This window comes from Listeria sp. Marseille-Q6474, assembly GCF_946902005.1.
In the GTDB taxonomy this organism is placed as follows: domain Bacteria; phylum Bacillota; class Bacilli; order Lactobacillales; family Listeriaceae; genus Listeria; species Listeria innocua.
On record NZ_CAMPPS010000001.1, the window covers coordinates 647,894 to 669,626 of the forward strand.

Genomic DNA, 21,733 nt, shown 5'->3' on the forward strand with positions numbered 1-21,733 from the left:
TCTCTTCTATCACGTTTACTTAAGCTCTGTAACTATAATAGAAAATAAATGATTAGATAGCAAGTAAACAATAAAAAAACCTAGGCATATAATAGATATTGTTGCACATCTTCATATATTGCATAGGTTTTATGTTTATTGAATTTTTTCTTGTAATCGCTCAATGTCGTCATCTGAACCAATAACGATTAAAATATCTCCTTCATGAAGTACATCATTTGCTTCAGGAGTAATAATCATTTGCTTGTCTTTTTTTATGCCGACGATGTTAACGCCAAATGAGTTACGAAAATCTAAGTCAACAAGACTTTTGCCGAGGAAACGCGGGTCAGATACCGAAATCTCCACTAAGCTATATTCATCAGAAAGTTCTAGATAATCAAGCATGTTTTTCGATACGATATAATGCGCAATTCGTCGTCCCATATCCCGCTCTGGATGGACAACTCGGTCAGCTCCGATTTTATCTAGTAATTTAGCATGCTTATCATTCGTTGCTTTTGCAGTAACATATTTTACGCCCATTTCTTTTAAAATCAATGTCGTTAAAATACTTGACTGAATATCTTCACCAATTGCGACAATAACATGCTCGAAATTTCGAATACCTAATTGACGAAGCGCGTTTTCATCGGTTGAATTCGCGATAACTGCATGAGTAGCAATTGACATATATTCATTTACCCGTTCTTCATCAGAATCGATGGCAAGCACTTCCATTCCTTGTTCGACAAGTGAACGACAAATACTTCCGCCAAAGCGCCCAAGACCGATGACTGCAAATCCCTCTTTCATGTGTAGCTTACCTCCCTGTTACTTTTTTTCTACTAAATCATGTTTAAATGCATAGATTGCAGCTTGTGTGCGGTCTTGTACATCTAATTTGGATAAAATATTACTTACATGTGTTTTTACTGTTTTTAAAGTGATGAATAGTTCATCCGCGATTTCTTGATTCGATTTACCTTCTGCAATAAGAAGTAAGATTTCATTTTCGCGATTCGTTAAATCATCATGTAGGTTTTTTTCTGGTTTAGCGGTTAGTCTTTGCATCATTTTACCAGTTACTTCTGGTTCAAGGACAGAGTCACCGCCGTATGTAGCTCGAATCGCATCGGCAATTTCACTCGCTGTCGAGGTTTTTAACATATAACTGCTCGCTCCAGCTTCGAGTGCCGGATATACTTTTTCATCGTCAATAAAACTGGTGACGATAATAATTTTTGCTTCTTTCCAATTCTTCATAATTTCTTTCGTTGCTTCAATGCCATCCATCTCATCCATAACTAAATCCATTAAGATAATATCTGGGCGCAACTCTAAAGCCATATCAGCGCCTTCTCGGCCGTTTTCTGCCTCGCCGACTACTTCCATATCATCTTGAACAGAAAGATAAGCTGACACGCCTATACGTACCATTTCATGATCATCTACTAGTAAAACTTTTATCATTCGTTTTCCACGTCCTTTTTCGCAACAAGTGGGATTTTTATTTCTACGCTAGTTCCTCGTCCTTTAAAGCTAATTATTTTAATGGTACCACCAAATTCAGCGACTCGTTCACGCATATTTTGTAAACCGTAAGAACCTTGACGAACATTATCCATATCGAATCCTACACCGTCATCAACTACTTTCATTACGGCTAAATTATCCATTGTCACTAACCGTACTTCTAATAATTTTGCTTTGGAGTGACGCAAGGTATTCGATAGTAATTCTTGCACTATCCGGAATAAATGATCTTCAATACCTTTTTGCAAATTAATATCTTCAATTTGCCATTCGACTTCGATTGGTAATTTCGTTGTTAATTCTTTTAATAATTGTTCTATACCCGTTTTTAATGATTTTCCTTCGAGCTGCGTTGGTCGCAAATGAAGTAATAGCGCACGCATCTCAGATTGGGATTCATTGACAATAGACTCTACCATTTTTAGTTGCTTTTGCATAGCGGGAGTTGCGCTTTTTTCGCTTTGCTCATTTAAGGCAGATAATAGCATCATCGCTGCGAATAATTGTTGACTCACAGAATCATGTAACTCGCGCGCAATCCGGTGACGCTCTTCTGACAAAATAGCTTCTTTCGTTTGACCACTTGATTCAGCGCGATCACTTGCTAGCTTTTGAGTCAGAATCGTTTGTGCTTTCATCTTATCACGCAAACGGTCGATTTGCTTATAGACTTGCTGTACTTCTAAAAAAGTTTCATCTTCTTCACTAGTAATCTTTTTTTCTAAATCACCTTGTCCTAGCAGCCGAATCGAAAAGTCAATCGACTCAAACTTTTGCTTAACAAAATAGCCAAGTAAGCCGCCAATAATTAAACCTATCGAAATAGCTGTCAGCGGAACAAAGACGATAAAAGGAATGTAAAATATTTTTTGTTCAATTAAGATTTTATACCAAGAACCTTCACTGAAAAAATAGTATCCTACAGTTCCAATGGCTGTTGCAACAAGGAGTAATCCTGAGCAAACTACCATCATTAGTTTCGAAAAACTCATAACCTGATCACCTCTAAATCTCCGAAGATTACAGAAGTCATGATTTTCACTTTTCGTGCGGAACTTTCGTAATTATCTGAGTAGACCTTGATGCTATTATTTTGGATAGAGGTGCTTTCTTTATCATATTGGATATTTCCGAAAATCGCGGAGTGTTCGATACAAATGCCAATATCAAATGGAACGAGGATGCGAATTTTCCCGGATACACTGCGAATCATAATAATACTTTCGCCAGTCGGAAGCACCGTATTTCCTAGATCAAGAATCGTATCTCCTATTCCTGTTTGAATATTGATGTCATCCCATTCGTACACGACGTCTAATATCCGCTGATTACCAAACCACTGATTACGAATAAATTTACCCGTGCGATCAATTTTACTGTCTGGCTCTCTCGTTTTAAGCATTAATAATTGGGGTGCCCGCTTCCGGCTTATATAATGAATAATCGCATAAATACCTGCAACAACAAGTCCAACTTTAAAAGTAGTTGTTAACAGCACTGCAATAATGATAAATACGATACCAATAAATAGTGAGTTTTTTGCGCTCTTTTTCGTGGCACTTGCTTTCCTTGATGTAAAAATGAAGAATATTCCGAGTGCAAATAAAATGAGTAGTTCCCACTGGAATAACATCTCAAGACCAACACCAACAATAATCGCAATTAAAAATATAAAAACAACCGAGCTTTCCATTTTTTTCAAGCTGACACACCTCCTTAAGCCATTCTTTAGACAAAGTTATTTCTCGATTTTTCGCTACTTTGTACAGCTGTGTTTATTATAGCGATGATTTGCTAGTGGAAACAAACCGCGCTAGTTGGAACAATCTCTACTACTTTAGTCGGATGCCTCTTCTGTTAACTTAGTAATTACTCCATTTTCTTGTGTAATCCGTCTTGCTTTTAAAAGTGTACCAATTGCGCGTTTAAATTGTGCCTTACTAATTCCGAATTTAGCACGGATTGCATCTGGATCTGATTTATCTCCAAATGGCATTTCCCCGCCAACACTTCGTAAGTAAGTTAATATCATTTCCGCATCGTCATTTAATACTTCATGGGCTCTACCACGTAATGATAAATTAAGTGAGCCATCTGGTTTCACTGCAATAACACGGGCTTTTACACGTTCTCCCATTCTCGGTTCTGCAGTCCGTTCACTTTCATGAATAAAGCCAATATGGAAATCATCTGTAAAGACAAAGGAGCCAACTTTAAGTAATCGATAAATGGTTCCTTCCACATTTTGATTAAAAAGATCTTGATCTGCACGAACCGCAATTGCGCGGAATTGTTCTTCTTCAGCGAGAACTCCCCACACGCGATTTTCTTCGTCTACTCGAAGTGCAATCATCACTCGGTCTTCTTTTTTCGGCCATAAATGTGGTAGTGCAGGCAAATCATCTAATGATACAACGACGTCTTTTTCGATACCAATATCCACAAATACGCCTAAATGTTTGCGTACTTCGGTTACTGTGCCCCAGCCGTAATGTCCAACTTGAATTTTTGGAATAATTGTTGTTGCGCGGATTTCTCGGTCGTAGTCAACAAAAATAAATGCTGTTACTTCATCTCCAACAGCAAGTTCTGTTTCATGTGTATTCGATTTAGATAAAAAAACAGTCACTTCATCTTTCTCTAGGAGCCAACCTGTTTCTTTAATTTCTTTTACTGTCATTACTTGGCTTTTGCCAATATAGTTATTCATTTTTTTCCACCTTTATTTTAAGAATAGTCTTGTTTCATTATAGCGTATCTAGACTCGTAAGGCTACCTGCTACGTAGAATCAATCTTGGTTAATATGCTGCTTTAAAATATTGATTTTTTCTTTTAAAATGTCTTTTGCAAAATCATTCGTTTCTCTAGCTGCACTTCCGACGTGATAATCTGTATGATTTAGCGTTTCTTGAAAGATAGCAATATTTTCAGGTTTAACGCCACTTCCAACTAGAATTTTAAATGAACTTGGATTTTCTTTACTGTCATTTATCCACCGTTTAAGGCGTGGCAAAGAATCAAGTGCACTAGCTGTTCCACCTGAAGTTAATAATTGATTAATGTCTTGGCCGTATGTACGTAAAACTTGGTAGCTTGCTTCAATATCTTTTGTTGCTTCTAGCGCACGATGGAAAGTAAGATCTATGTCACCTTTCCACTCAATCACTTTTTCTAGAAGCTCTTGATCAATGTTTCCGTCTTCCGTTATTCCACCATAAACGATACCTTTGACCCCAACTTCTTTTGCAAGTTCAATATCTCGTTCCATCACAATTCTAGCAGGCTCATCGTATACAAATGAAAAACTATGAGGGCGAATCATCATCATCGCCGGAAGTTTTGAAGCACGAACGATTTCTTTAATAGCACCGTAGCTAGGCGTTAGGCCACCTTCACTTATAGCAGAAACTACTTCCATTCTATTTGCGCCATATTTTTCTGCTAAGTACGCATCTCTTGGGTTTTGAACTATCACTTCTAACATTTATTTTCGCTCCTTTTTATTACTAATTACCTTCATTCTACCCTTTTAACACGCAAATGAATACTAAAAAATCCATGAAAAGAAAATTGGCTTCTCATGGATTTTGTGCTTATTATTTTAAATTTGTAGTAAATACTTCTGTTTTCCCAGCAACCGTATTTGGAGTTCCAGCGAATTGAAAATCGTATTTGCCTTCTGAGCTATTAGTTACGACCATTGGAACCACTGTACTTGCGGCATTTTTCTTGATAAAATCAAAGTCCGCTTCAACGATTGGATCGCCTACTTTTACTTTATCGCCAACGTTTACTAACACGTTAAAACCTTCTCCGTTTAATGATACCGTTTCTAAACCGATATGAACGAGAATTTCCTGCCCCATATCCGTGCGAATACCAAAAGCATGTTTCGTTTCTGCAAGTTGAATAATTTTCCCATCAACTGGCGCTACGATTGTGCCGCTTTCTGGTTTAATTGCAATACCTTCGCCCATCATCTTTTGATTAAAAACTGGATCTGGAACATCTTCTAACGCAATCAGTTGTCCAGTCACATGAGCAAATACGGTTTCATTTTTACTTTTTTTCAAGAATTTTTTAAACATCCATCTTCCTCCTAGCAAATTCATCAATTAACTATTATTTTACCTTTTTAGTGAAGAAAAGGCACGGAGAAAGTATCAAGTATAGCTTGAACTTCTTCATGCCTTTTCCAAAGTTTATTTACTTATTTTTAAATCTTCAATGGAGTTAATGTTTGTCATGTATTTTGGAACTGCTAAGCCGATTTTCGCACCTTTTAAGTTCGGTCCTAAATCTTCAAACTTTCCTTTGTAATCTTTGTAGTAGATTCCGGAAGTGTTTGGTAGCCATGCAGCGACCATTCCATCTGCTGCATCTGTTGCGACAGACGCCCACATTGGTTGAATTTCCATTGCTTGAATGGTTGGTTTATAGCCAACTTGTTTCAAAGCTTCTGCAACAACATTCGTTGAGGCAATTTCTGAATCCCAAGCTACATAAGTAAGCTTGATTTCATCGCCATCTACTTTTTCCACGCCATCGGTCCATTTTGCTACTTTTTCTGGATTGTTTTTAATCCACTTTTTAGCAGCTTCTTCTGGGTCTACTCCGTCATTAACTTCTAGCATTACTTCAGACATATCTTCAGCAGTCCAGAAGAAATTATCTAGCACTTTGTAGGCAGAAGGTTTTTCTTCTTTCAAACCTTTGCGGACAATTGTGTGGATATTTTCAGCGTTTCCAAAAACATTTTTAGGATCATCTAAAAATTTCAAGTCGAATTTTGTAAACATCCAGTGAGGTGTCCAACCAGTCACAACAATCGGGCGCTTATCTTTCATCGCTTTTTGTAGTGTACTAGTCATAGCCGCAGTCGAACTTGTTTGTAACTGCCAATTGTCATCATCTAAATGATAATCTTTAATCGCATTTTGTGTTGCAAGCATAATTCCTGCTCCAGCATCAATTCCTGTGATTGTATAATTGATTTGTTCGCCTAAATCTTTTTTCGCGTCATAAGGAGCAAGGGTTGTCCCGCAGGCTGCTAAAGTGAAAATAAGCATAGCCAAAACTGCGGTGGTGATTAATTTTTTTAGCAATCTACTCTCCTCCTTATTCTGATTTCGCTTTTTTATTGAAAGCTTGTGTTAGACGGTCTAGGATAATTGCTACGATAACAATCGCAATCCCAGCTACAAATCCGCCACCAGCGTCATTACGTCCTACTGCAAAGTAAACACGTGTTCCAAGTCCCATTGCACCAATCATCGAAGCAATTACAACCATGGAAAGTGCTAACATGATACTTTGGTTAATCCCAGCCATCATGGTCGATTTCGCCATTGGTAGCTGTACTTTCCATAGTTTTTGCCAAGGTGTTGAACCAAATGAATCTGCTGCTTCAACAAGCTCAGTCGAAACTTGGCGAATACCTAGGTTAGTCATACGAACAGTTGGAGGCATTGCGAAAATAACAGAAGCAACTACCCCTGGAACCATCCCAATTCCGAAAAATGCTACGGCTGGAATTAAATATACAAAGGCAGGCATTGTTTGCATAAAGTCAAGCACCGGTTTAAAGATGCTTTCAACGATACCGCTTTTCGCCATCCAAATACCAAGTGGAACACCTATAACAAGTGCAATTAAACTACTCGTAAGAACAAGAGTCAGCGTTTGAGTCATATCACGCCAGAAATCTAAGTTCCAAATTAATAGTAAACCGACAACTTCAAAAATAATTAATCCCCATTTTTTTCCTTTGCGGTTAACCCAGAAAGTCCCAAATACTAGTAAAATAATAAATAACCATGGTGGAACTAAGTCGAATACCCATTGGAATGCATCAACAATTCCGCCAATGATATTTGTAATTACATTAAAAAATCCTTCAAATTGCGTTAAGCCATCAACTAATTTATCAATCCAACTAGCTAATGGAATCGTTGGAATATTAGGCATTAACGTTCACCTCGTTTCCAGAAAGTGCGGCCAGAACGGATCCGCGAATAATAATTCCTTTTAATTTTCCATCTTCAGTTACAGCAATTGGAATCGTTGTAGTCGAGATAGTATCCATTATTTCTGCAAGTGGCGTATCTGGACCAGTTGTCGGTACGTCACTGTGTAAAGCAGTTTCAAGCGAAGTAATATTTTCTTTTACAAGTTTAGATACTTCTGCTGCATGGACAATTCCCACTAACTCACGGTTACGCTTAACAACGAATACACTAGATGTTCCAGCTTCACGCATCCGTTTTAAAGCGACACGAGGGCCATCTTTTTCAAAATTAACGATTTCTGGGCGTATCATTACGTTGCTCGCTGTATAAACTTTGGAACGGTCTACATCTTCAATGAATTTTTCTACGTATTCATTTGCTGGATGTGCCAGAATTTCTTCCGGGGAACCAGTTTGAACAACAGAACCATCACGCATAATCATAATGTGGTCGCCAATACGAAGCGCCTCATCCAAATCATGGGTAATAAAGATGATTGTTTTCTTCATTTTATCTTGTAAATCTAGTAGTTGATCTTGCATGTCTTTTCTGTTAAGTGGGTCAAGTGCTGAGAAAGCCTCATCCATTAATAAAATATCTGGATTGTTAGCAAGTGCTCTCGCTAGCCCTACACGTTGCTGCATCCCACCAGAAAGTTGGGAAGGATATTGTTCGCCGTAACCAGCTAAACCAACAAGTGCAAGCGATTCTGCTGCATTTTTCTCACGTTCTTCTTTGTTCATTCCTTGAATTTCAAGCCCGTATTCAACATTACGGTTAATCGTTCTATTTGGAAATAAACCAAAATTTTGGAAGACCATACTCATGCTTTTTCTTCTAACTTCCAAAAGTTCTTTTTTATTTAAACTAGAGAGTTCTTTTCCGTCAAGCCAAATTTTTCCGCTCGTAGGCTCAATTAGACGGTTTAAAAGTCGTACCAAAGTTGACTTCCCACTACCAGAAAGCCCCATTATAACGAAAATTTCTCCTTCTTCTACGCTAAAAGATGCTTTATTAACACCAATAGTCGCCCCTGTTTCTTTCAAAATCTCTGTTTTCGATTTCCCTTGAGAAAGTAAAGAAGATGCTTTAGAAGCCTTTTTTCCAAAAATCTTCGTTAGTTCTTCCACTTTAATCTTGCTCAAAATAAAATCCCCTTTCTTTTTTAAATTGAATTATTTACTAGGCAAAAATTCGGCCCATATCACTTTTAAAAAAAGCAATAACATTTATCATTGTACACAAGTTTCACATTAGTTTCACATCATACAGTTTGATTTGCGCTATTTCGCACATTTTAGAAAGCGCCTCCATCTTACTACAAGAATGGCTAGCGCTTTTTTAAATTTTTTTTAATAAAATTAACTTTTTTTGTTGAAAACGAATCTTTTTCAGTGAAAAATTATTTCTTATAACAGCATTTTTGTGAAATTTTTGTTAGAATAGAAAAGGACATTTCATTAGGAAGGGGGAGATGAAATGGATGGAGAACTTTCAAAGGATGTGGACCAGAAGATGAATTTACTCAAAAAGTGGTTCAGTTCTATTGACTGGGACCAATTTTGGAATCATATTATTTCAGTTGGAATAAAAATTGCCATTTTAATTGCTCTTTATTTTATTTTCCGCGTGGTTGGTAATAAAATTATCCGTAGTTTCTTCCGCAAATATCGGCAACAACAAGCAGTTTCTGTTGGGCGCGCGGATACGTTAGAAAGCTTAATTTCTAATTTTTACGGCTATGTTTTATTCTTCACTTTTGCGATTTTATTATTACAGAACTTTATGGATGTTACAGCGATTATTGCAAGTGCTGGGGTGGCGAGTTTGGCCATTGCCTTTGGTGCTCAAGGGCTTGTTAGTGACGTTGTGACTGGATTTTTTATTCTACTTGAACGTCAACTTGATGTTGGTGATACGATTACCATTGGACTAGTTAATGGGACAGTAGAAGCACTTGGACTTAGAACAACACAGGTACGTGATTTTGATGGCACGCTTCATTTCATTCCTAACAGACAAATTATGGTCGTTAGTAATCATTCGCGCGGTAATATGCGTGTGATGGTGGACATTCAAATTAGTCCACATGAAGATCCGGAAAAAGCAATTAAAATTATTGGTGAGGTTTGTGACGTAGCTGCAAAAGAAAATAAAAATATCGTTGAGCCCCCTGTTGTCTTAGGCGTGCAAAACATTGACGCAACAAATATGATTATCCGCGTAGTCGGTAAAGCAGTGAACGGCGAGCAGTATTCTGTTCAACGTGACTTACTCAAAGATATTCGCGAAGCACTCGCAGAAAACGAAATTGAATTACCACTTAATTTTGTTAGCACATTCGGACCAAATAATAATTAAAAAGACGCCAATTCGCTCCTTTTGAGAACGAATTGACGTCTTTTTTATTTGCTTTCCAAAAAGTTCACTAATACATCAATTGCAAATGGAATAGCTTCTTCTTTTGGACTTAGTTTCGCGTGATGCAAACTGTACTCGGAATCCACGCCTAACCAAAACATAAACCCTTTAATTTCAGATAAAAAATAACCAAAATCTTCTCCAGTCATCGCTGAACGAGCTGGCACATAGCTTTCTGGATATTGTTCTTCCAAAAAGTGGATGAATTCTTCTGTTTCAACTGGATCATTGTCCACTTGATAGTAATCGGATCCAGGATGGAATTCTACTTCACATTGGTAGGCTTCTTCCCATCCTTTTGCTAATTGTTTCAAACGAGTCCAAACGATTTCCATTGTTTCTGGAGAAAGCGTCCTAATCGTTCCATCCAAAAAGGCAGTTTCTGCAATAACATTTTGGATTTCTCCGCCGTGAATGCGTCCGATTGTTATAACCGCGCTATCCATCGGGTCAATGTTCCGACTAATAATAGTTTGCATTTGCCCGACAAAAGCACTTGCCGCCACAACCATGTCATTTGCCAAATGTGGATAAGCCGCATGTCCACCTTTTCCTTTAAATGAAATAAAGAGTTCGGAAGTGTTTGCGAATAGTAAGCCTGGTTTAATTGCGATTTGGCCGACTTTATATTCTGGTGCAATATGAAGACCATAAATCGTATCGGGGCGCCACTCGGAAAATTCAGCACTTTCCATAATCGGTTTTGCTCCGCCTGGGCCTTCTTCAGCTGGTTGAAATACAAATAATAAGTTATCTTTTGCCGGTTTACTTGCAAAATGTGTTAACACTCCAAGCGCTATACTCATATGTAAATCATGTCCACAAGCATGCATATTCCCAGCATGTTTCGATTCAAATGGCAACCCAGTCTCTTCCGTAATAGGTAGCGCATCAATATCCGTACGATAACCGATTGTTTTTTCAGGATTAGTACCTTTTACTAAAACTAAAATTCCTGTGCGCCATTTCTTTATTTCTAAAAACTCGTTTGGTAATTTGCTAATATAATCGAGTAAATAAGCTTGGGTTTTTAGCTCTTTATATCCTGTTTCAGGAATTTGGTGCAAATCACGTCGAATGGCAATAAATTCATTTAACATGGTGCTCTCTCCTTCTAAAAAAGGACTGCTCCGCCAACAGACGAAACAGTTCCCTTTGATTTTTAAAGTTGGCGAAGTTCTTGCATAATTTCTGTTTTAGAAGCTGTTTTCGCATCTAATTTTTTAAGTTCACGTGCAGGAATTCCCGCTACGACTGTTCCAGGAGCTACATCTTTAGTAACAATCGCGCCCGCTGCTACAACTGCGCCTTCTCCAATACGTACGCCTTCTAAAACAACAACATTTGCGCCCACTACAACATTGTCTTCAACAATAACTGGTTGAGCGGATGGTGGTTCTACAACGCCTGCAAGGACAGAACCAGCACCAATGTGGCAGTTTTTACCAACAGTTGCGCGGCCTCCAAGAACAACATTCATATCAATCATAGTACCATCACCGATAACAGAACCGATATTAATGCTTGCTCCCATCATAATTACAGCATTATCGCCAATTGTAACTTGGTCGCGAATAACTGCGCCAGGCTCAATACGAGCGTTAATATTTTTCATATCTAACAAAGGAATAGCAGAGTTACGACGATCATTTTCGATAACGTAATCTTCAATATTCGCTTTATTTGCTTCTAACAATGGCTCAACAACAGCCCATTCCCCAAAAATAGTTCCCGCATTTCCAGTGATAAATGTTTTTACATCACTAGGAAAATCGATTTTTTCTAGGTCCCCTTTTAGGTAAACCTTTACTGGTGTTGCTTTCTTGCTATTTTGAATAAAAGAAATAATTTGGTGCGCATCCATTTGTTCCATGAATTTTTGTCTCCTTCCGATATGTTCTGCTTTCTATTTTGCCATAGCTATTTAACTTGTTCAAGGAATTTATCTGTTATTTCTAAAAACGCCTTCACTTGCGGTAGACCAAGTGACTGTTCATAGGTCAATAAGTTGGTTTCTCGGCTTAAAATCGAGCCATCTTTTTCTCTTAGTGGTATTTTATTGATTTTGTCCGTATAGCCTAACATCGTCACTTCTGGCAAAATGGCAAAACCAATACCGTTTAAAGCCATTTGTCTAGAGGTTTCCATTTGATCCATCAACATAGCTTGGCGCGGCATCTTCCCGAAATTTCTTTGCCAGTAATCTTGAATCACTTGATAGTAATTCGAATCACTACGGAATTGGATAAACGGACGATTTGTCTGGAAAACTTCTTCAATTTTAGTGATTTCTGTATCAACTAAAACGAGTTTATCGTTAAATAAGGGCTTTTGAACACTTTTCCATGTCGAGTTTCCGCGTACAATACCTATATGGACATTACCAGCCGCTAATTGCTGGGTTACTTCACTGCTCCAACCAGTAACAAGGGAAATCTGGACATTAGGATAAGCACTTGCAAATGCCTTTAATACACGTGGCAACCACATTTGAGCCACAACGCTCGCACAAGCAATGCGCAGTGTCCCGCGAACGACGCCTTCCATTGCTTCTAGTTTTTCTTGAATGGTATGCTCCCGCTCAATCACACTGGATGCATGACGGACAATGGCTTCTCCTTCAGGTGTTAGAAGCAAACCTTTTTGCGTTCGAATGAAAATTTTTGTATTCCATCTGCTTTCAATCGTTTGCAGACGCTGGGACAACGCAGGCTGACTTAAAAATAATTTCTCCGCACTTTTACGCATATTTAGTTCTTCTGCCAAACAAACAAGAAGTTCATATTCCGTTACAATCATCTATTTTCCTCCACCTGTAAATGAATATAACGATTGACTTGTTTTAAAACAACGCGTCTTGTCACAATTCCTTCAAAATGGTGGTCCTCATCTACAACACAAACAAAAGGATGATCAACAAGTAAGCGTACAATTCGCTCGTTATTATTAAAATCTTTAATCACCGGGAAATCCGTTTGCATAACATCTTCCACTTTTAAATCTTCTAGTCGTTCAAATTCAATCCGTTCGAGTCCGAGAATGGCATCTGTTATCATTGCTGCGCTAATTAATCCATGGAGTTTAAATTCAAAGTCTAGTACTGGAATAACAGAATAACCGCATTTCGTTAATACAAGTAGCGCATGTTCGAGATTATTACCCAGTTGCACGTGAGCTACTTTTTCAGCGGAAATCATTGAATCAGCTAGTTCATTGTCAATAAATTGTCCAAATCTATTAGAGATCATTTAGAATCTTCCTCTTCCTTGTATTTTCAAGCTCTGCGAAGTTCCTTTCAACTTTAAAAAAATAAAACGAAACTTTTCCATCTCCTATTCTACCATACTATTTAGTCTGATTTCTTTCATTTAGTGCTTGAAAGTGAATTTTTACATAAAAAAAACCGTGAATAAATATTCACGGCTTCTAAGTAAATAACCAGATTGACTGATTATTTACCTTGTTATTCGTTTTCTTGTAACGTTTCAAAAATTTCGATTGCAGTCATATCAATATCATCAAATTGATATTTGCTATTGTCGCCATAGATTTCTACTTCAAATGAGTTAGAAGCTTGGAAAAACTTCACTTCGCACACAGGCGTACCATTTTTTTCAAAACGTCTTGCTTGTGTTTCAGCTGACTCATCTTCTTGCATTGCATGTAAACGTTGAATAATTCCCAGTAACTGAGACATCTTATACTCTCCTCTCAAATCCACCATCTGACGTGCAAAAAATTTGCTACCTTGCTGTAATTGTAATACGCGCGTGGCAATGCTTTTTTACATATTTCCTCATATCTGGTTTTTTCGCCATATCTTATTTCTTTCACTATACTACCAAATTTTATCGCAAACCGCACGTATAACGCAAGGGTTCTGGAAATATTCAGAAAAAGAAATTATTTTAAATTAACCAGAATGACACGATTTGTTCTATTTTCATGCTTATTTTATCTCAAAAAAAGACTATAAAAAAGTATTTATCTTTTTTACAGTCTTTGATAATTAAAATTCATTTTTTCGGTTTGCCGTAGCACTTATAATCATTTTTGTTGCTCGAACAATTGTTTTATGGCGATTAAATCCTTTGACACAAATCGTTTGGTCGCCAATTGTAGCAAATACTTCACCCCATGAACCACAGGGATTAAAGCCGTAAGCATGTATTTTTAGCAAGCCGTCTTTTGTTGGAAAAAAGAGAGCTTCGTATTTACCTGGTTTAGTCATATCCGGTGGCCCCTTCCACATTCAACCAATCATTTCTAACTGAAAATGATTATCATTATTAAAACTATCTTATAGTATTCTAAATAAAAGTGCAAGGCTTTTTAGTAATATTTTCAGATATTTTGCTTTTCTCCCTTTTTAAGCTATAATGGAATGAAATTATGAAGCTTACTCCCACCTGATTTTCACGGGATTTTCTTATAAAGAAAGGTGACAAAAATGACCAAATCCATTCGACCAGAATTGCGCGACATTGAAGTTAGTGGTATCAGAACATTTAACACAAGAGTTACTGGTATTCCTGATATGATTCGTCTAACACTTGGGGAACCTGATTTTCCAACACCAGAGCATGTAAAACAAGCAGCCATCACCGCCATTCAAGAGAATTTCACCAATTACACACCGAATGCAGGTATGCCAGAACTACTCGAAGCGGCTTCTTCGTACTTTGAGGAGAAATATGACCTAACTTATAGTAATAAAGAAATCATCGTTACAGTAGGTGCTACAGAGGCTATTTCAGTCGCGCTACAAACTATCTTAGAGCCGGGTGATGAAGTTATCTTACCTGACCCAATTTATCCTGGGTATGAACCACTTATAACACTAAATAAAGCCCGCCCGGTCAAAGTAGATACAACGGAATCCAATTTCAAATTAACGCCAGAACAATTACGAGCACATATTACACCAAAAACGAAAGCACTTATTATTCCTTATCCGTCTAACCCAACTGGTGTCTCACTTTCTAAACAAGAACTAAGAGATCTAGCCGAAGTTTTAAAAGAAACAGGTATTTTCGTTATTGCAGATGAAATTTATAGTGAATTAACGTACCATGAAGAGCACGTAAGTATTGCACCAATGCTCCGTGATCAAACAATTGTAATCAATGGTCTATCTAAATCGCATGCAATGATTGGGTGGCGAATCGGCTTCCTACTAGCCCCAGAAAAAATCACTACCGAAATGCTAAAAATTCATCAATACTCGGTGACATGCGCCAGCTCAATTTCTCAAAAAGCAGCCTTAGAAGCCATTACAAACGGAAAAGACGATGCGTTCCAAATGCGCACGGAATATAAAACACGAGCAAACTTCACACAAGATCGCTTAGAAAAAATGGGCTTTACAGTCATCCCACCTGATGGAGCTTTCTATTTCTTTGTAAAACTCCCAGATGACATAACTGAAAACTCCTTTGATTGGGCTGTTAGACTCGCAGAAGAAGCCAAAGTAGCTGTCGTACCAGGAAATGCTTTTTCAGAAAAAGGTGACCGTTACTTCCGACTTTCTTATGCCACTTCCGTTAATAACCTTGCAGAAGCGTTAGATCGGATGGCTCAATTTTTAGCAAAATAAAAAAACACCCGCTAACTAACTTAGCGGGTGTTTCTTATTTACCGATAATATTTAATGAGCGCCTGTGTGCCTTCCTCGCTCAAACCTTGTTCTGCCAAAGTCTGATACATTTGCTCAGCCAAGGTAAGTCCGGGAAGCTCTAACCCCATTTGTTTTGCTTCAGATAAAGCAATTCCCATGTCTTTAATAAAATGTTTAATAAAGAATCCTGGTGAAAAATCATCTTGTAGTACGCGTGGAATCAAGTTTGTAAGTGACCAACTACCCGCTGCTCCACCTGAAATAGAATCAAGAACGCGCGAAGGATTAAGTCCTGCTCTTTCTGCATAAATAATCGCTTCTGTCACACCAATCATGTTAGAAGCAATTGCGATTTGATTTACCATTTTTGTATGTTGGCCAGAGCCAGCATCTCCTTGTAATATCACACTGCTACCAAGAATTTCAAAAATCGGTTTCACTTTTAAGAATACATCTTCGGCTCCACCAACCATAATCGCAAGTGTTCCATTTTTTGCTCCAATATCACCACCTGAAACTGGCGCATCAAGTACACCTATTCCTTTTTCGTGGCCCGCTTCAGCAATTTTTTTAGCTAATGCAGGTGAGGAGGTCGTCATATCAATCGCAACAGAACCTGCTTTCAAATTATCTAAGAAACCATTTTCACCTAAGTATAGTTGTTCTACATCTTTTGGATAGCCAACCATTGAAATTAAGATATCCACTTTAGCTCCTAGTGAGCCCGGATCAGATTCCCATAGCGCCCCTTGACTAAGAAGTGCTTCTGCTTTTTCTTTCGTACGCGTATAAATATGCACCTCATAGCCAGCCTCAAGCAGATGTTTAGCCATGCTTGAGCCCATCACACCAGTACCAACAAAACCTATTTTTTCCACCTAAAAAACCTCCTACCTAAATGTAATACCAACTATCGCTAAAAATACAAAGAACAATACAACTAAGCCAAGTAGTATCAAATGAACTTTTTTATACATTACGGTAATCGCAATAAATTCTCGAATCAAGGCATTTGGCATATAATAAAGTGCTGTTTTTGCACCAATCCCCTGACTTTTCAGACCAGCTTTTCTTGCGTATAAACCTGCTCGGAATAAGTGAAAGTTATTAGTCGAAAATAAACTGTTATATGTCGGCATAATTGCATCCATTTTTGCTTTTGAAAATTGCATATTTTGAAGTGTATTAACCGATTTGTCTTCCATAATAATGAAGTTTTCATCAATACCTTTACTAATTAAATAGTCGCGCATCGCTCTTGCTTCTGAGACCGTCTCATTTGCGCCCTGTCCACCCGAAACGATGAAAGTAGCGCGTTTCCCTTTTTTGTCATATTGTTTCTCATAGAACGAGATAGCACGATTTAATCTGCTCGCGAGTAACGGTGGCACCCTATCCCCATCAATCAAGCCACTACCAAGCACAATAAGAAAATCTTGATTATATCTTGGGAAATTGAATTGATATAGGAACGTTGATAGAAGAAATGATAAAAATAAAAACGAAAAATATCCTACAAAGGCCATTACAAATACTACAACCATTCCAAGTATCGGGCTGCCGTTTTTCAAAATACTACCGAACCAAAAAATAAATAAAATGACGATAACTAAGCCAATAAATAACGGTAGCATATTAGCGAGTTTTCGTCCTTCCCGTTTTAACATTAAACGCCCATTCATGATTAGTGTTGTTGCAAGTCCAATTATAAAAAATGGAATAAGTAAGAACAGTAAAATCAACACCGTACTCATAATTGAAACAAACAACTCGTTCCCGTTTGAAAGAGTAACGTAAATAAGGGAAAGTAAAGAGAAAAATAGTGCAAGTGTTAAAACAATCCCGTTACTTATTCTTCGTCTATCTATAAAAGATAAAACAATGAAAAGCAGAAGAAAAAATCCTGCTAATGAATAGATAACCAATCTTGTTGCCTCCTTTTTAAGCTAACTGTATTTTTAATTATACTTTGCACACCCTTTTTTCACAATATAAAAAGACCTAGACAAAGAAATTTGTCTAGGTCTTCATCAGAGCTTACTCTGCAGTATATTTCTCAACTAATTCTACAACTTCTTCTGCTGTAGATTTATTTAAAGCTTCTTCCGCTAATTTAACCATTTCAGATTGATCTAAACGTTTGATTAACGAACGAGATTTAAGAATGCTTGAAGCACTCATTGAAAATTCATCTAAGCCTAAGCCTAAAAGAAGTGGTACAGCCGTTTGATCTCCAGCCATTTCCCCACACATACCAGTCCATTTGCCCTCTTTATGAGAAGCATCAATCACCATTTTTACTAAGCGTAAAATAGATGGATTGTATGGTTGGTAAAGGTAAGAAACGCGTTCATTCATACGGTCAGCAGCCATTGTATACTGAATCAAGTCATTTGTTCCGATTGAGAAGAAATCAACTTCTTTTGCAAATTGATCAGCTAAAACTGCAGCAGCAGGAATTTCAATCATAATTCCAAGTTCGATGGAATCAGATACTTCTGTTCCAGCAGCTTTTAGTTTCGCTTTTTCATCTAGTAAAATATCGCGCGCTTGGCGGAATTCATTTACTGTTGCAATCATCGGGAACATAATTTTTAAGTTACCATATACACTTGCGCGAAGTAGAGCGCGAAGTTGTGTACGGAATAATTCTTCATTCGCAAAACAAAGACGAATCGCACGGAATCCTAGGAATGGGTTCATTTCTTCTGGAAGTTCTAAATAAGGTAACGTTTTATCGCCGCCAATATCTAATGTACGAACTACCACAGATTTTCCGTCCATACCAGAAACTACTGCTTTATACGCTTCGAATTGTTCTTCTTCTGTTGGGAAATTGTCGCGACCCATGTACAAGAATTCTGTACGATAAAGTCCAACTGCTTCCCCGCCATTAGAAATGACACCTTCTAAATCATTCGGAGTTCCGATGTTTGCTGCAAGCTCCACGTGAACGCCGTCTTTAGAAACTGTTTTTTCATTTTTAAGTTTTTCCCATTCTGCTTGTTGTAAAGCAAAATCAGATTTAATTTTTTCATAGTGAGCGATTTGTTCTTCTGTTGGGTGGATGATAACATTACCTTCCAAACCATCAATAATAACAATATCGTTTTTCGCTACGCTAGCAGTTACTTCTTTTGTTCCAACTACTGCTGGAATTTCAAGAGAGCGTGCCATAATAGCAGAATGCGAAGTACGACCACCAATATCCGTCACAAAACCTTTAACAAATTTACGGTTAAGTTGTGCGGTATCAGAAGGCGTTAAATCAGCTGCGACAACAACTACTTCCTCATCAATTAAAGCTGGATTTGGAATAGTCACACCTAGTAAGTGAGAAAGAACACGTTTGCGTACATCTTTAATATCAGCTGCACGTTCACGCATGTATTCGTTGTCCATAGATTCAAACATACCAATAAACATGTCTGTCGTTTCTTGTAAAGCTGTTTCTGCATTCGTTTTAGCATTTTTGATGCTTTCTTCAATTGGTCCTGTTAATTCAGGATCGTTTAAAACTAGAAGATGCGCGTCAAAAATTTGTGCCTTATCTTCGCCTAAGTCTTTAGCTGCTTTTTCACGAATCGTTGAAAGTTCTGTTCTAGAAACTTCTAACGCGCTTTCAAAACGTTTTACTTCACTTTCAACATCCGTAACTTCAGTTTTTTCATAGGAAAGATCAGGTTCAACGAGCAGATAAGCTTTCGCAATGGCAATCCCATCAGATGCTGCGATACCTTTCAACTCTTTAGCCATTATTCAGCCAATCCTTCTTTCTTAAGAACTTCAGTTAGTCCTTCAATTGCTTCTTTTTCGTCGCTACCTTCAGTATAGATAGTGATGTCAGCGCCTTTACCAATACCAAGGGACATAACACCCATGATTGATTTAAGATTTACTTTTTTGCCAGTGTATTCAATTTGAACGTCAGAGCTGTATTTACTTGCAGCCTGCACCAATAGAGTTGCTGGGCGTGCGTGAATTCCTGTTTCATCGATTACTACAAAACTTGCTTGTTCCATAATTTACATTCTCCTTTGTAAAGAAATTTGTTGTAACCTTTTAAGCCGAAAAATTTTCAGCAAAAAAGACTATCCCTCAATTAAAAAGAGTACCATGTTTTACCTATTGTTACAACTATTTGATTAAAAATTTTTTAGAATGTTTTTTTCTATTACGGCTTCTTTCGTTCTTTTACAACTGGAAGAAAGGGAGCGTTTTCTATAATTTTGTCACTAAATTGTTGCATTTTTGATTTAAAATGCACTTTTTAAAGGCTTATAGTTGATTTTAATAGGTTTTTAGTGCAGAATTTAAGGAAGGTTCAAAAATGCATACATTCTTTTTCATCAAGATAAACGCAACACCGAAAATTGAAGGAGTGATAACAATGGCAAAGGCACATGTTGGAGACATTATTGAATTTAAGGATGGCTTAACAGGAATTGTTGAAAAGCTCAACGAAAATTCTGTTATTGTCGACTTAACTTATATGGAAAATTTTAAAGATTTAGGTATTGAAGAAAAAACAGTGGTAAATCACAAAAATTATCAAATTATTCATTCTGTAGAAGAAGACGAGGAAGAGACAGAAGAATAAAAAATTATTTCTAACTGCGCAAAAGTAAAGCATTTTCGTTTAACAATGCTTTATGTTTTTGCGTTTTTTATATGTTTAAAAACGGGCAAAGGAGCGTTTTAATGTGGAAAGTAAAAAGAAAATTGCCATTATTGGAGCAGGTCCCGGTGGTTTAGCTACTGGTATGCTTTTAAGTCAACTCGGCTATCAAGTAAGCATCTATGAAAAAAATGACCGTATTGGTGGTAGAACTGCGCTGCATAAAATGGGTAAATATTCATTTGATGTAGGGCCTTCCGCTTTAACAATGACGCATGTGTTAACTTCTCTTTTTATGGATTGTAACCGTAATATTTTAGATTATGTCTCCCTTTTACCGATCAATCCAATACACACGCTTTATTTTAAAGATATTACTTTTCCACTTTATAGCGATTATTCTGAAACAAAAACAGTTATTAAAACTTACTTTCCTGGTGAAGAAGATGGATTTGATCGTTTTATGAGAGAAAATACGAAAAAAATGCTTTATATTTCGCCGCTTAATCAATTTAACTACAGTTCCTTATTTGATTTCTTTCGACCAACTACAATACGTGCACTTCCAAGTCTCACACTTGGGCGCTCTTTAATGGATGATTTGGCCAGATATTTTAATAGCAAATATCTTCGTATCGCTTTTTCCTTACAAATGCGTTATTTAGGAATGTCACCATGGGATATTCCAGCAGCATATAGTATTATTCCTTTTTCTGAGTATTATTTCGGCACTTTTCATCCAATCGGTGGTCAAAATAAAATTGTCGAAGCGATGCAACAAGTCGTTATGGAAAATAAAGGAAAATTCTATTTTAATTCTGAAGTAACCTCCTTTGAAACGAATGGAAAAGAAATTACTAGCGCAACACTTGCTAACGGTCAATCGATTGAAGCTGATTATTATTTTACTAACTTAGATTTTATTTATTCGTTAACAAGTAACACGAAAGTAAAGGAGAAAGAAAAAGAATACTCCTCTTCTGCTTTTATGTTGTACCTTGGTTTGAAAACAGTGCTTCCTTTTTCACATCAATCCATTATTTTTCCAGATAATTACCGAGAATTTGCGAATAATACCATCCATAAAAAAATCCTTTCTAAAGACTTAGCGGTTCATATCACTAATCCTTCAGCCACGGATAACACAATGGCGCCAATGAATCATTCAAGCGTTCGGATTATGGTTTCTGCTCCAAATACTACTAGTGGCATTGATTGGAAAGAACAAACACCTGCATTTCGTCAATTAATATTAGATACGGTAAAAGCGAGATTAGAAATTCCTGATTTAGAGGATTATATTGAAGAAGAATATATTATTACTCCAACTGATTGGGAAGAAAAATATCATGTAAAATACGGGGCAATATTCGGTTTACAACATTTATGGCATCAACAAGGTTTCTTACATCCTGCGAAAAAGTCACCTGCGTTTAAGAACTTATTTGTTGTCGGAGCTGGGGCCATGTCTAGTAGCTCCCTCCCTTTCATTATTGAAAATGCGCAAATTGCTACCAAGAAATTTTTGCAAAAAGAAAAGAAATCCGAGTAAT

The 21,733-nt window shown here is 37.3% G+C and carries 24 protein-coding genes; 4 read left to right on the top strand and 20 right to left on the bottom strand.

What is annotated here, in order from left to right; genetic code table 11:
• Positions 1–135: 135 nt before the first annotated feature.
• The 10 genes from OC533_RS03240 to OC533_RS03285 form a co-directional block, all read right to left on the bottom strand.
• Positions 136–795 (bottom strand): potassium channel family protein, encoded by a 660-nt coding sequence (locus tag OC533_RS03240; RefSeq protein ID WP_003719245.1) that lies wholly within the window; start codon positions 793–795, stop codon positions 136–138.
• Positions 796–813: 18 nt separating this feature from the next.
• Positions 814–1,452 carry a response regulator gene (locus OC533_RS03245; RefSeq protein ID WP_003736192.1) on the bottom strand — a complete coding sequence of 213 codons (639 nt, stop codon included), beginning with the start codon at positions 1,450–1,452 and terminating at the stop codon, positions 814–816.
• Entirely contained in the window at positions 1,449–2,507 is a 1,059-nt protein-coding gene (locus OC533_RS03250) for a sensor histidine kinase (RefSeq protein ID WP_003771280.1), read from the bottom strand. Before OC533_RS03250 ends, OC533_RS03245 begins: the two co-directional genes overlap by 4 nt.
• A complete protein-coding gene (liaF, locus tag OC533_RS03255) occupies positions 2,504–3,217 on the bottom strand; it encodes a cell wall-active antibiotics response protein LiaF (protein ID WP_003766328.1) in 714 nt (237 codons plus the stop codon). Before liaF ends, OC533_RS03250 begins: the two co-directional genes overlap by 4 nt.
• A 135-nt stretch (positions 3,218–3,352) precedes the next feature.
• The gene (locus OC533_RS03260; protein WP_003761561.1) at positions 3,353–4,225 is read right to left on the bottom strand and encodes a S1 RNA-binding domain-containing protein; all 873 of its coding nucleotides are present in this window, start codon (positions 4,223–4,225) and stop codon (positions 3,353–3,355) included.
• Between the two features lie 79 nt (positions 4,226–4,304).
• Entirely contained in the window at positions 4,305–5,000 is a 696-nt protein-coding gene (locus OC533_RS03265) for a copper homeostasis protein CutC (RefSeq protein WP_185484285.1), read from the bottom strand.
• A gap of 112 nt (positions 5,001–5,112) precedes the next feature.
• The gene (locus tag OC533_RS03270; protein WP_033533190.1) at positions 5,113–5,604 is read right to left on the bottom strand and encodes a PTS glucose transporter subunit IIA; all 492 of its coding nucleotides are present in this window, start codon (positions 5,602–5,604) and stop codon (positions 5,113–5,115) included.
• Between the two features lie 114 nt (positions 5,605–5,718).
• Entirely contained in the window at positions 5,719–6,621 is a 903-nt protein-coding gene (locus OC533_RS03275; RefSeq protein ID WP_003761554.1) for a glycine betaine ABC transporter substrate-binding protein, read from the bottom strand.
• A gap of 13 nt (positions 6,622–6,634) precedes the next feature.
• Positions 6,635–7,483: an ABC transporter permease gene (locus OC533_RS03280; protein ID WP_003771275.1), complete on the bottom strand. Its 849-nt coding sequence runs from the start codon at positions 7,481–7,483 to the stop codon at positions 6,635–6,637.
• Positions 7,476–8,669 carry a glycine betaine/L-proline ABC transporter ATP-binding protein gene (locus OC533_RS03285; RefSeq protein ID WP_010990716.1) on the bottom strand — a complete coding sequence of 398 codons (1,194 nt, stop codon included), beginning with the start codon at positions 8,667–8,669 and terminating at the stop codon, positions 7,476–7,478. Before OC533_RS03285 ends, OC533_RS03280 begins: the two co-directional genes overlap by 8 nt.
• Positions 8,670–9,039: 370 nt before the next feature.
• On the opposite strand from OC533_RS03285, the gene OC533_RS03290 reads away from it, so the two are divergent.
• Entirely contained in the window at positions 9,040–9,885 is an 846-nt protein-coding gene (locus tag OC533_RS03290) for a mechanosensitive ion channel family protein (protein WP_003740536.1), read from the top strand.
• 44 nt (positions 9,886–9,929) lie between these two features.
• Here the strand turns inward: OC533_RS03290 and OC533_RS03295 are convergent, their stop codons facing one another.
• The 6 genes from OC533_RS03295 to OC533_RS03320 all read right to left on the bottom strand — a co-directional run bounded on the left by OC533_RS03295 (position 9,930) and on the right by OC533_RS03320 (position 14,176).
• Positions 9,930–11,045, bottom strand: a complete 1,116-nt coding sequence (locus tag OC533_RS03295) for an N-acetyldiaminopimelate deacetylase (RefSeq protein ID WP_003771273.1) — start codon at positions 11,043–11,045, stop codon at positions 9,930–9,932.
• A gap of 62 nt (positions 11,046–11,107) precedes the next feature.
• A complete protein-coding gene (dapD, locus tag OC533_RS03300; RefSeq protein ID WP_003729819.1) occupies positions 11,108–11,818 on the bottom strand; it encodes a 2,3,4,5-tetrahydropyridine-2,6-dicarboxylate N-acetyltransferase in 711 nt (236 codons plus the stop codon).
• A gap of 47 nt (positions 11,819–11,865) precedes the next feature.
• Complete coding sequence (locus OC533_RS03305) at positions 11,866–12,744, bottom strand: LysR family transcriptional regulator (RefSeq protein WP_003761543.1); 879 nt, start codon at positions 12,742–12,744, stop codon at positions 11,866–11,868.
• Positions 12,741–13,193 (bottom strand): cyclic-di-AMP-binding protein CbpB, encoded by a 453-nt coding sequence (gene cbpB / locus OC533_RS03310; RefSeq protein ID WP_003761542.1) that lies wholly within the window; start codon positions 13,191–13,193, stop codon positions 12,741–12,743. The genes OC533_RS03305 and cbpB overlap by 4 nt, the downstream gene beginning before the upstream one ends.
• A gap of 215 nt (positions 13,194–13,408) precedes the next feature.
• Complete coding sequence (locus OC533_RS03315; protein ID WP_003719227.1) at positions 13,409–13,642, bottom strand: YkuJ family protein; 234 nt, start codon at positions 13,640–13,642, stop codon at positions 13,409–13,411.
• Positions 13,643–13,954: 312 nt separating this feature from the next.
• Positions 13,955–14,176 carry a hypothetical protein gene (locus tag OC533_RS03320; RefSeq protein ID WP_003726553.1) on the bottom strand — a complete coding sequence of 74 codons (222 nt, stop codon included), beginning with the start codon at positions 14,174–14,176 and terminating at the stop codon, positions 13,955–13,957.
• Between the two features lie 219 nt (positions 14,177–14,395).
• On the opposite strand from OC533_RS03320, the gene OC533_RS03325 reads away from it, so the two are divergent.
• Positions 14,396–15,541 carry an aminotransferase class I/II-fold pyridoxal phosphate-dependent enzyme gene (locus OC533_RS03325; protein ID WP_003771263.1) on the top strand — a complete coding sequence of 382 codons (1,146 nt, stop codon included), beginning with the start codon at positions 14,396–14,398 and terminating at the stop codon, positions 15,539–15,541.
• Positions 15,542–15,579: 38 nt separating this feature from the next.
• Here the strand turns inward: OC533_RS03325 and OC533_RS03330 are convergent, their stop codons facing one another.
• The 4 genes from OC533_RS03330 to OC533_RS03345 form a co-directional block, all read right to left on the bottom strand.
• Complete coding sequence (locus tag OC533_RS03330) at positions 15,580–16,440, bottom strand: NAD(P)-dependent oxidoreductase (protein ID WP_010990714.1); 861 nt, start codon at positions 16,438–16,440, stop codon at positions 15,580–15,582.
• Between the two features lie 12 nt (positions 16,441–16,452).
• Positions 16,453–17,487, bottom strand: a complete 1,035-nt coding sequence (locus OC533_RS03335) for a YdcF family protein (RefSeq protein WP_262265222.1) — start codon at positions 17,485–17,487, stop codon at positions 16,453–16,455.
• Between the two features lie 112 nt (positions 17,488–17,599).
• Positions 17,600–19,318: a phosphoenolpyruvate--protein phosphotransferase gene (ptsP, locus tag OC533_RS03340; protein ID WP_003761534.1), complete on the bottom strand. Its 1,719-nt coding sequence runs from the start codon at positions 19,316–19,318 to the stop codon at positions 17,600–17,602.
• Entirely contained in the window at positions 19,318–19,584 is a 267-nt protein-coding gene (locus OC533_RS03345; RefSeq protein WP_003719221.1) for a phosphocarrier protein HPr, read from the bottom strand. The genes ptsP and OC533_RS03345 overlap by 1 nt, the downstream gene beginning before the upstream one ends.
• 308 nt (positions 19,585–19,892) lie before the next feature.
• Between OC533_RS03345 and OC533_RS03350 the strand changes: the two genes are divergently transcribed.
• Positions 19,893–20,162 (top strand): YkvS family protein, encoded by a 270-nt coding sequence (locus OC533_RS03350; RefSeq protein WP_003771254.1) that lies wholly within the window; start codon positions 19,893–19,895, stop codon positions 20,160–20,162.
• A 103-nt stretch (positions 20,163–20,265) separates the two neighbouring features.
• Positions 20,266–21,732 carry a phytoene desaturase family protein gene (locus tag OC533_RS03355; protein WP_185562479.1) on the top strand — a complete coding sequence of 489 codons (1,467 nt, stop codon included), beginning with the start codon at positions 20,266–20,268 and terminating at the stop codon, positions 21,730–21,732.
• The last annotated feature ends 1 nt before the right edge of the window (position 21,733 follow it).

Bases quoted from the DNA above. Each gene is read 5' to 3' on its own strand.
- OC533_RS03240 (WP_003719245.1), bottom strand. From the start codon at position 795: ATGAAAGAGGGATTTGCAGTCATCGGTCTTGGGCGCTTTGGCGGAAGT.
- OC533_RS03245 (WP_003736192.1), bottom strand. From the start codon at position 1,452: ATGATAAAAGTTTTACTAGTAGATGATCATGAAATGGTACGTATAGGC.
- OC533_RS03250 (WP_003771280.1), bottom strand. From the start codon at position 2,507: ATGAGTTTTTCGAAACTAATGATGGTAGTTTGCTCAGGATTACTCCTT.
- OC533_RS03260 (WP_003761561.1), bottom strand. From the start codon at position 4,225: ATGAATAACTATATTGGCAAAAGCCAAGTAATGACAGTAAAAGAAATT.
- OC533_RS03265 (WP_185484285.1), bottom strand. From the start codon at position 5,000: ATGTTAGAAGTGATAGTTCAAAACCCAAGAGATGCGTACTTAGCAGAA.
- OC533_RS03270 (WP_033533190.1), bottom strand. From the start codon at position 5,604: ATGTTTAAAAAATTCTTGAAAAAAAGTAAAAATGAAACCGTATTTGCT.
- OC533_RS03280 (WP_003771275.1), bottom strand. From the start codon at position 7,483: ATGCCTAATATTCCAACGATTCCATTAGCTAGTTGGATTGATAAATTA.
- OC533_RS03290 (WP_003740536.1), top strand. From the start codon at position 9,040: ATGAATTTACTCAAAAAGTGGTTCAGTTCTATTGACTGGGACCAATTT.
- OC533_RS03295 (WP_003771273.1), bottom strand. From the start codon at position 11,045: ATGTTAAATGAATTTATTGCCATTCGACGTGATTTGCACCAAATTCCT.
- dapD (WP_003729819.1), bottom strand. From the start codon at position 11,818: ATGGAACAAATGGATGCGCACCAAATTATTTCTTTTATTCAAAATAGC.
- OC533_RS03305 (WP_003761543.1), bottom strand. From the start codon at position 12,744: ATGATTGTAACGGAATATGAACTTCTTGTTTGTTTGGCAGAAGAACTA.
- cbpB (WP_003761542.1), bottom strand. From the start codon at position 13,193: ATGATCTCTAATAGATTTGGACAATTTATTGACAATGAACTAGCTGAT.
- OC533_RS03315 (WP_003719227.1), bottom strand. From the start codon at position 13,642: ATGTCTCAGTTACTGGGAATTATTCAACGTTTACATGCAATGCAAGAA.
- OC533_RS03320 (WP_003726553.1), bottom strand. From the start codon at position 14,176: ATGACTAAACCAGGTAAATACGAAGCTCTCTTTTTTCCAACAAAAGAC.
- OC533_RS03325 (WP_003771263.1), top strand. From the start codon at position 14,396: ATGACCAAATCCATTCGACCAGAATTGCGCGACATTGAAGTTAGTGGT.
- ptsP (WP_003761534.1), bottom strand. From the start codon at position 19,318: ATGGCTAAAGAGTTGAAAGGTATCGCAGCATCTGATGGGATTGCCATT.
- OC533_RS03345 (WP_003719221.1), bottom strand. From the start codon at position 19,584: ATGGAACAAGCAAGTTTTGTAGTAATCGATGAAACAGGAATTCACGCA.
- OC533_RS03350 (WP_003771254.1), top strand. From the start codon at position 19,893: ATGCATACATTCTTTTTCATCAAGATAAACGCAACACCGAAAATTGAA.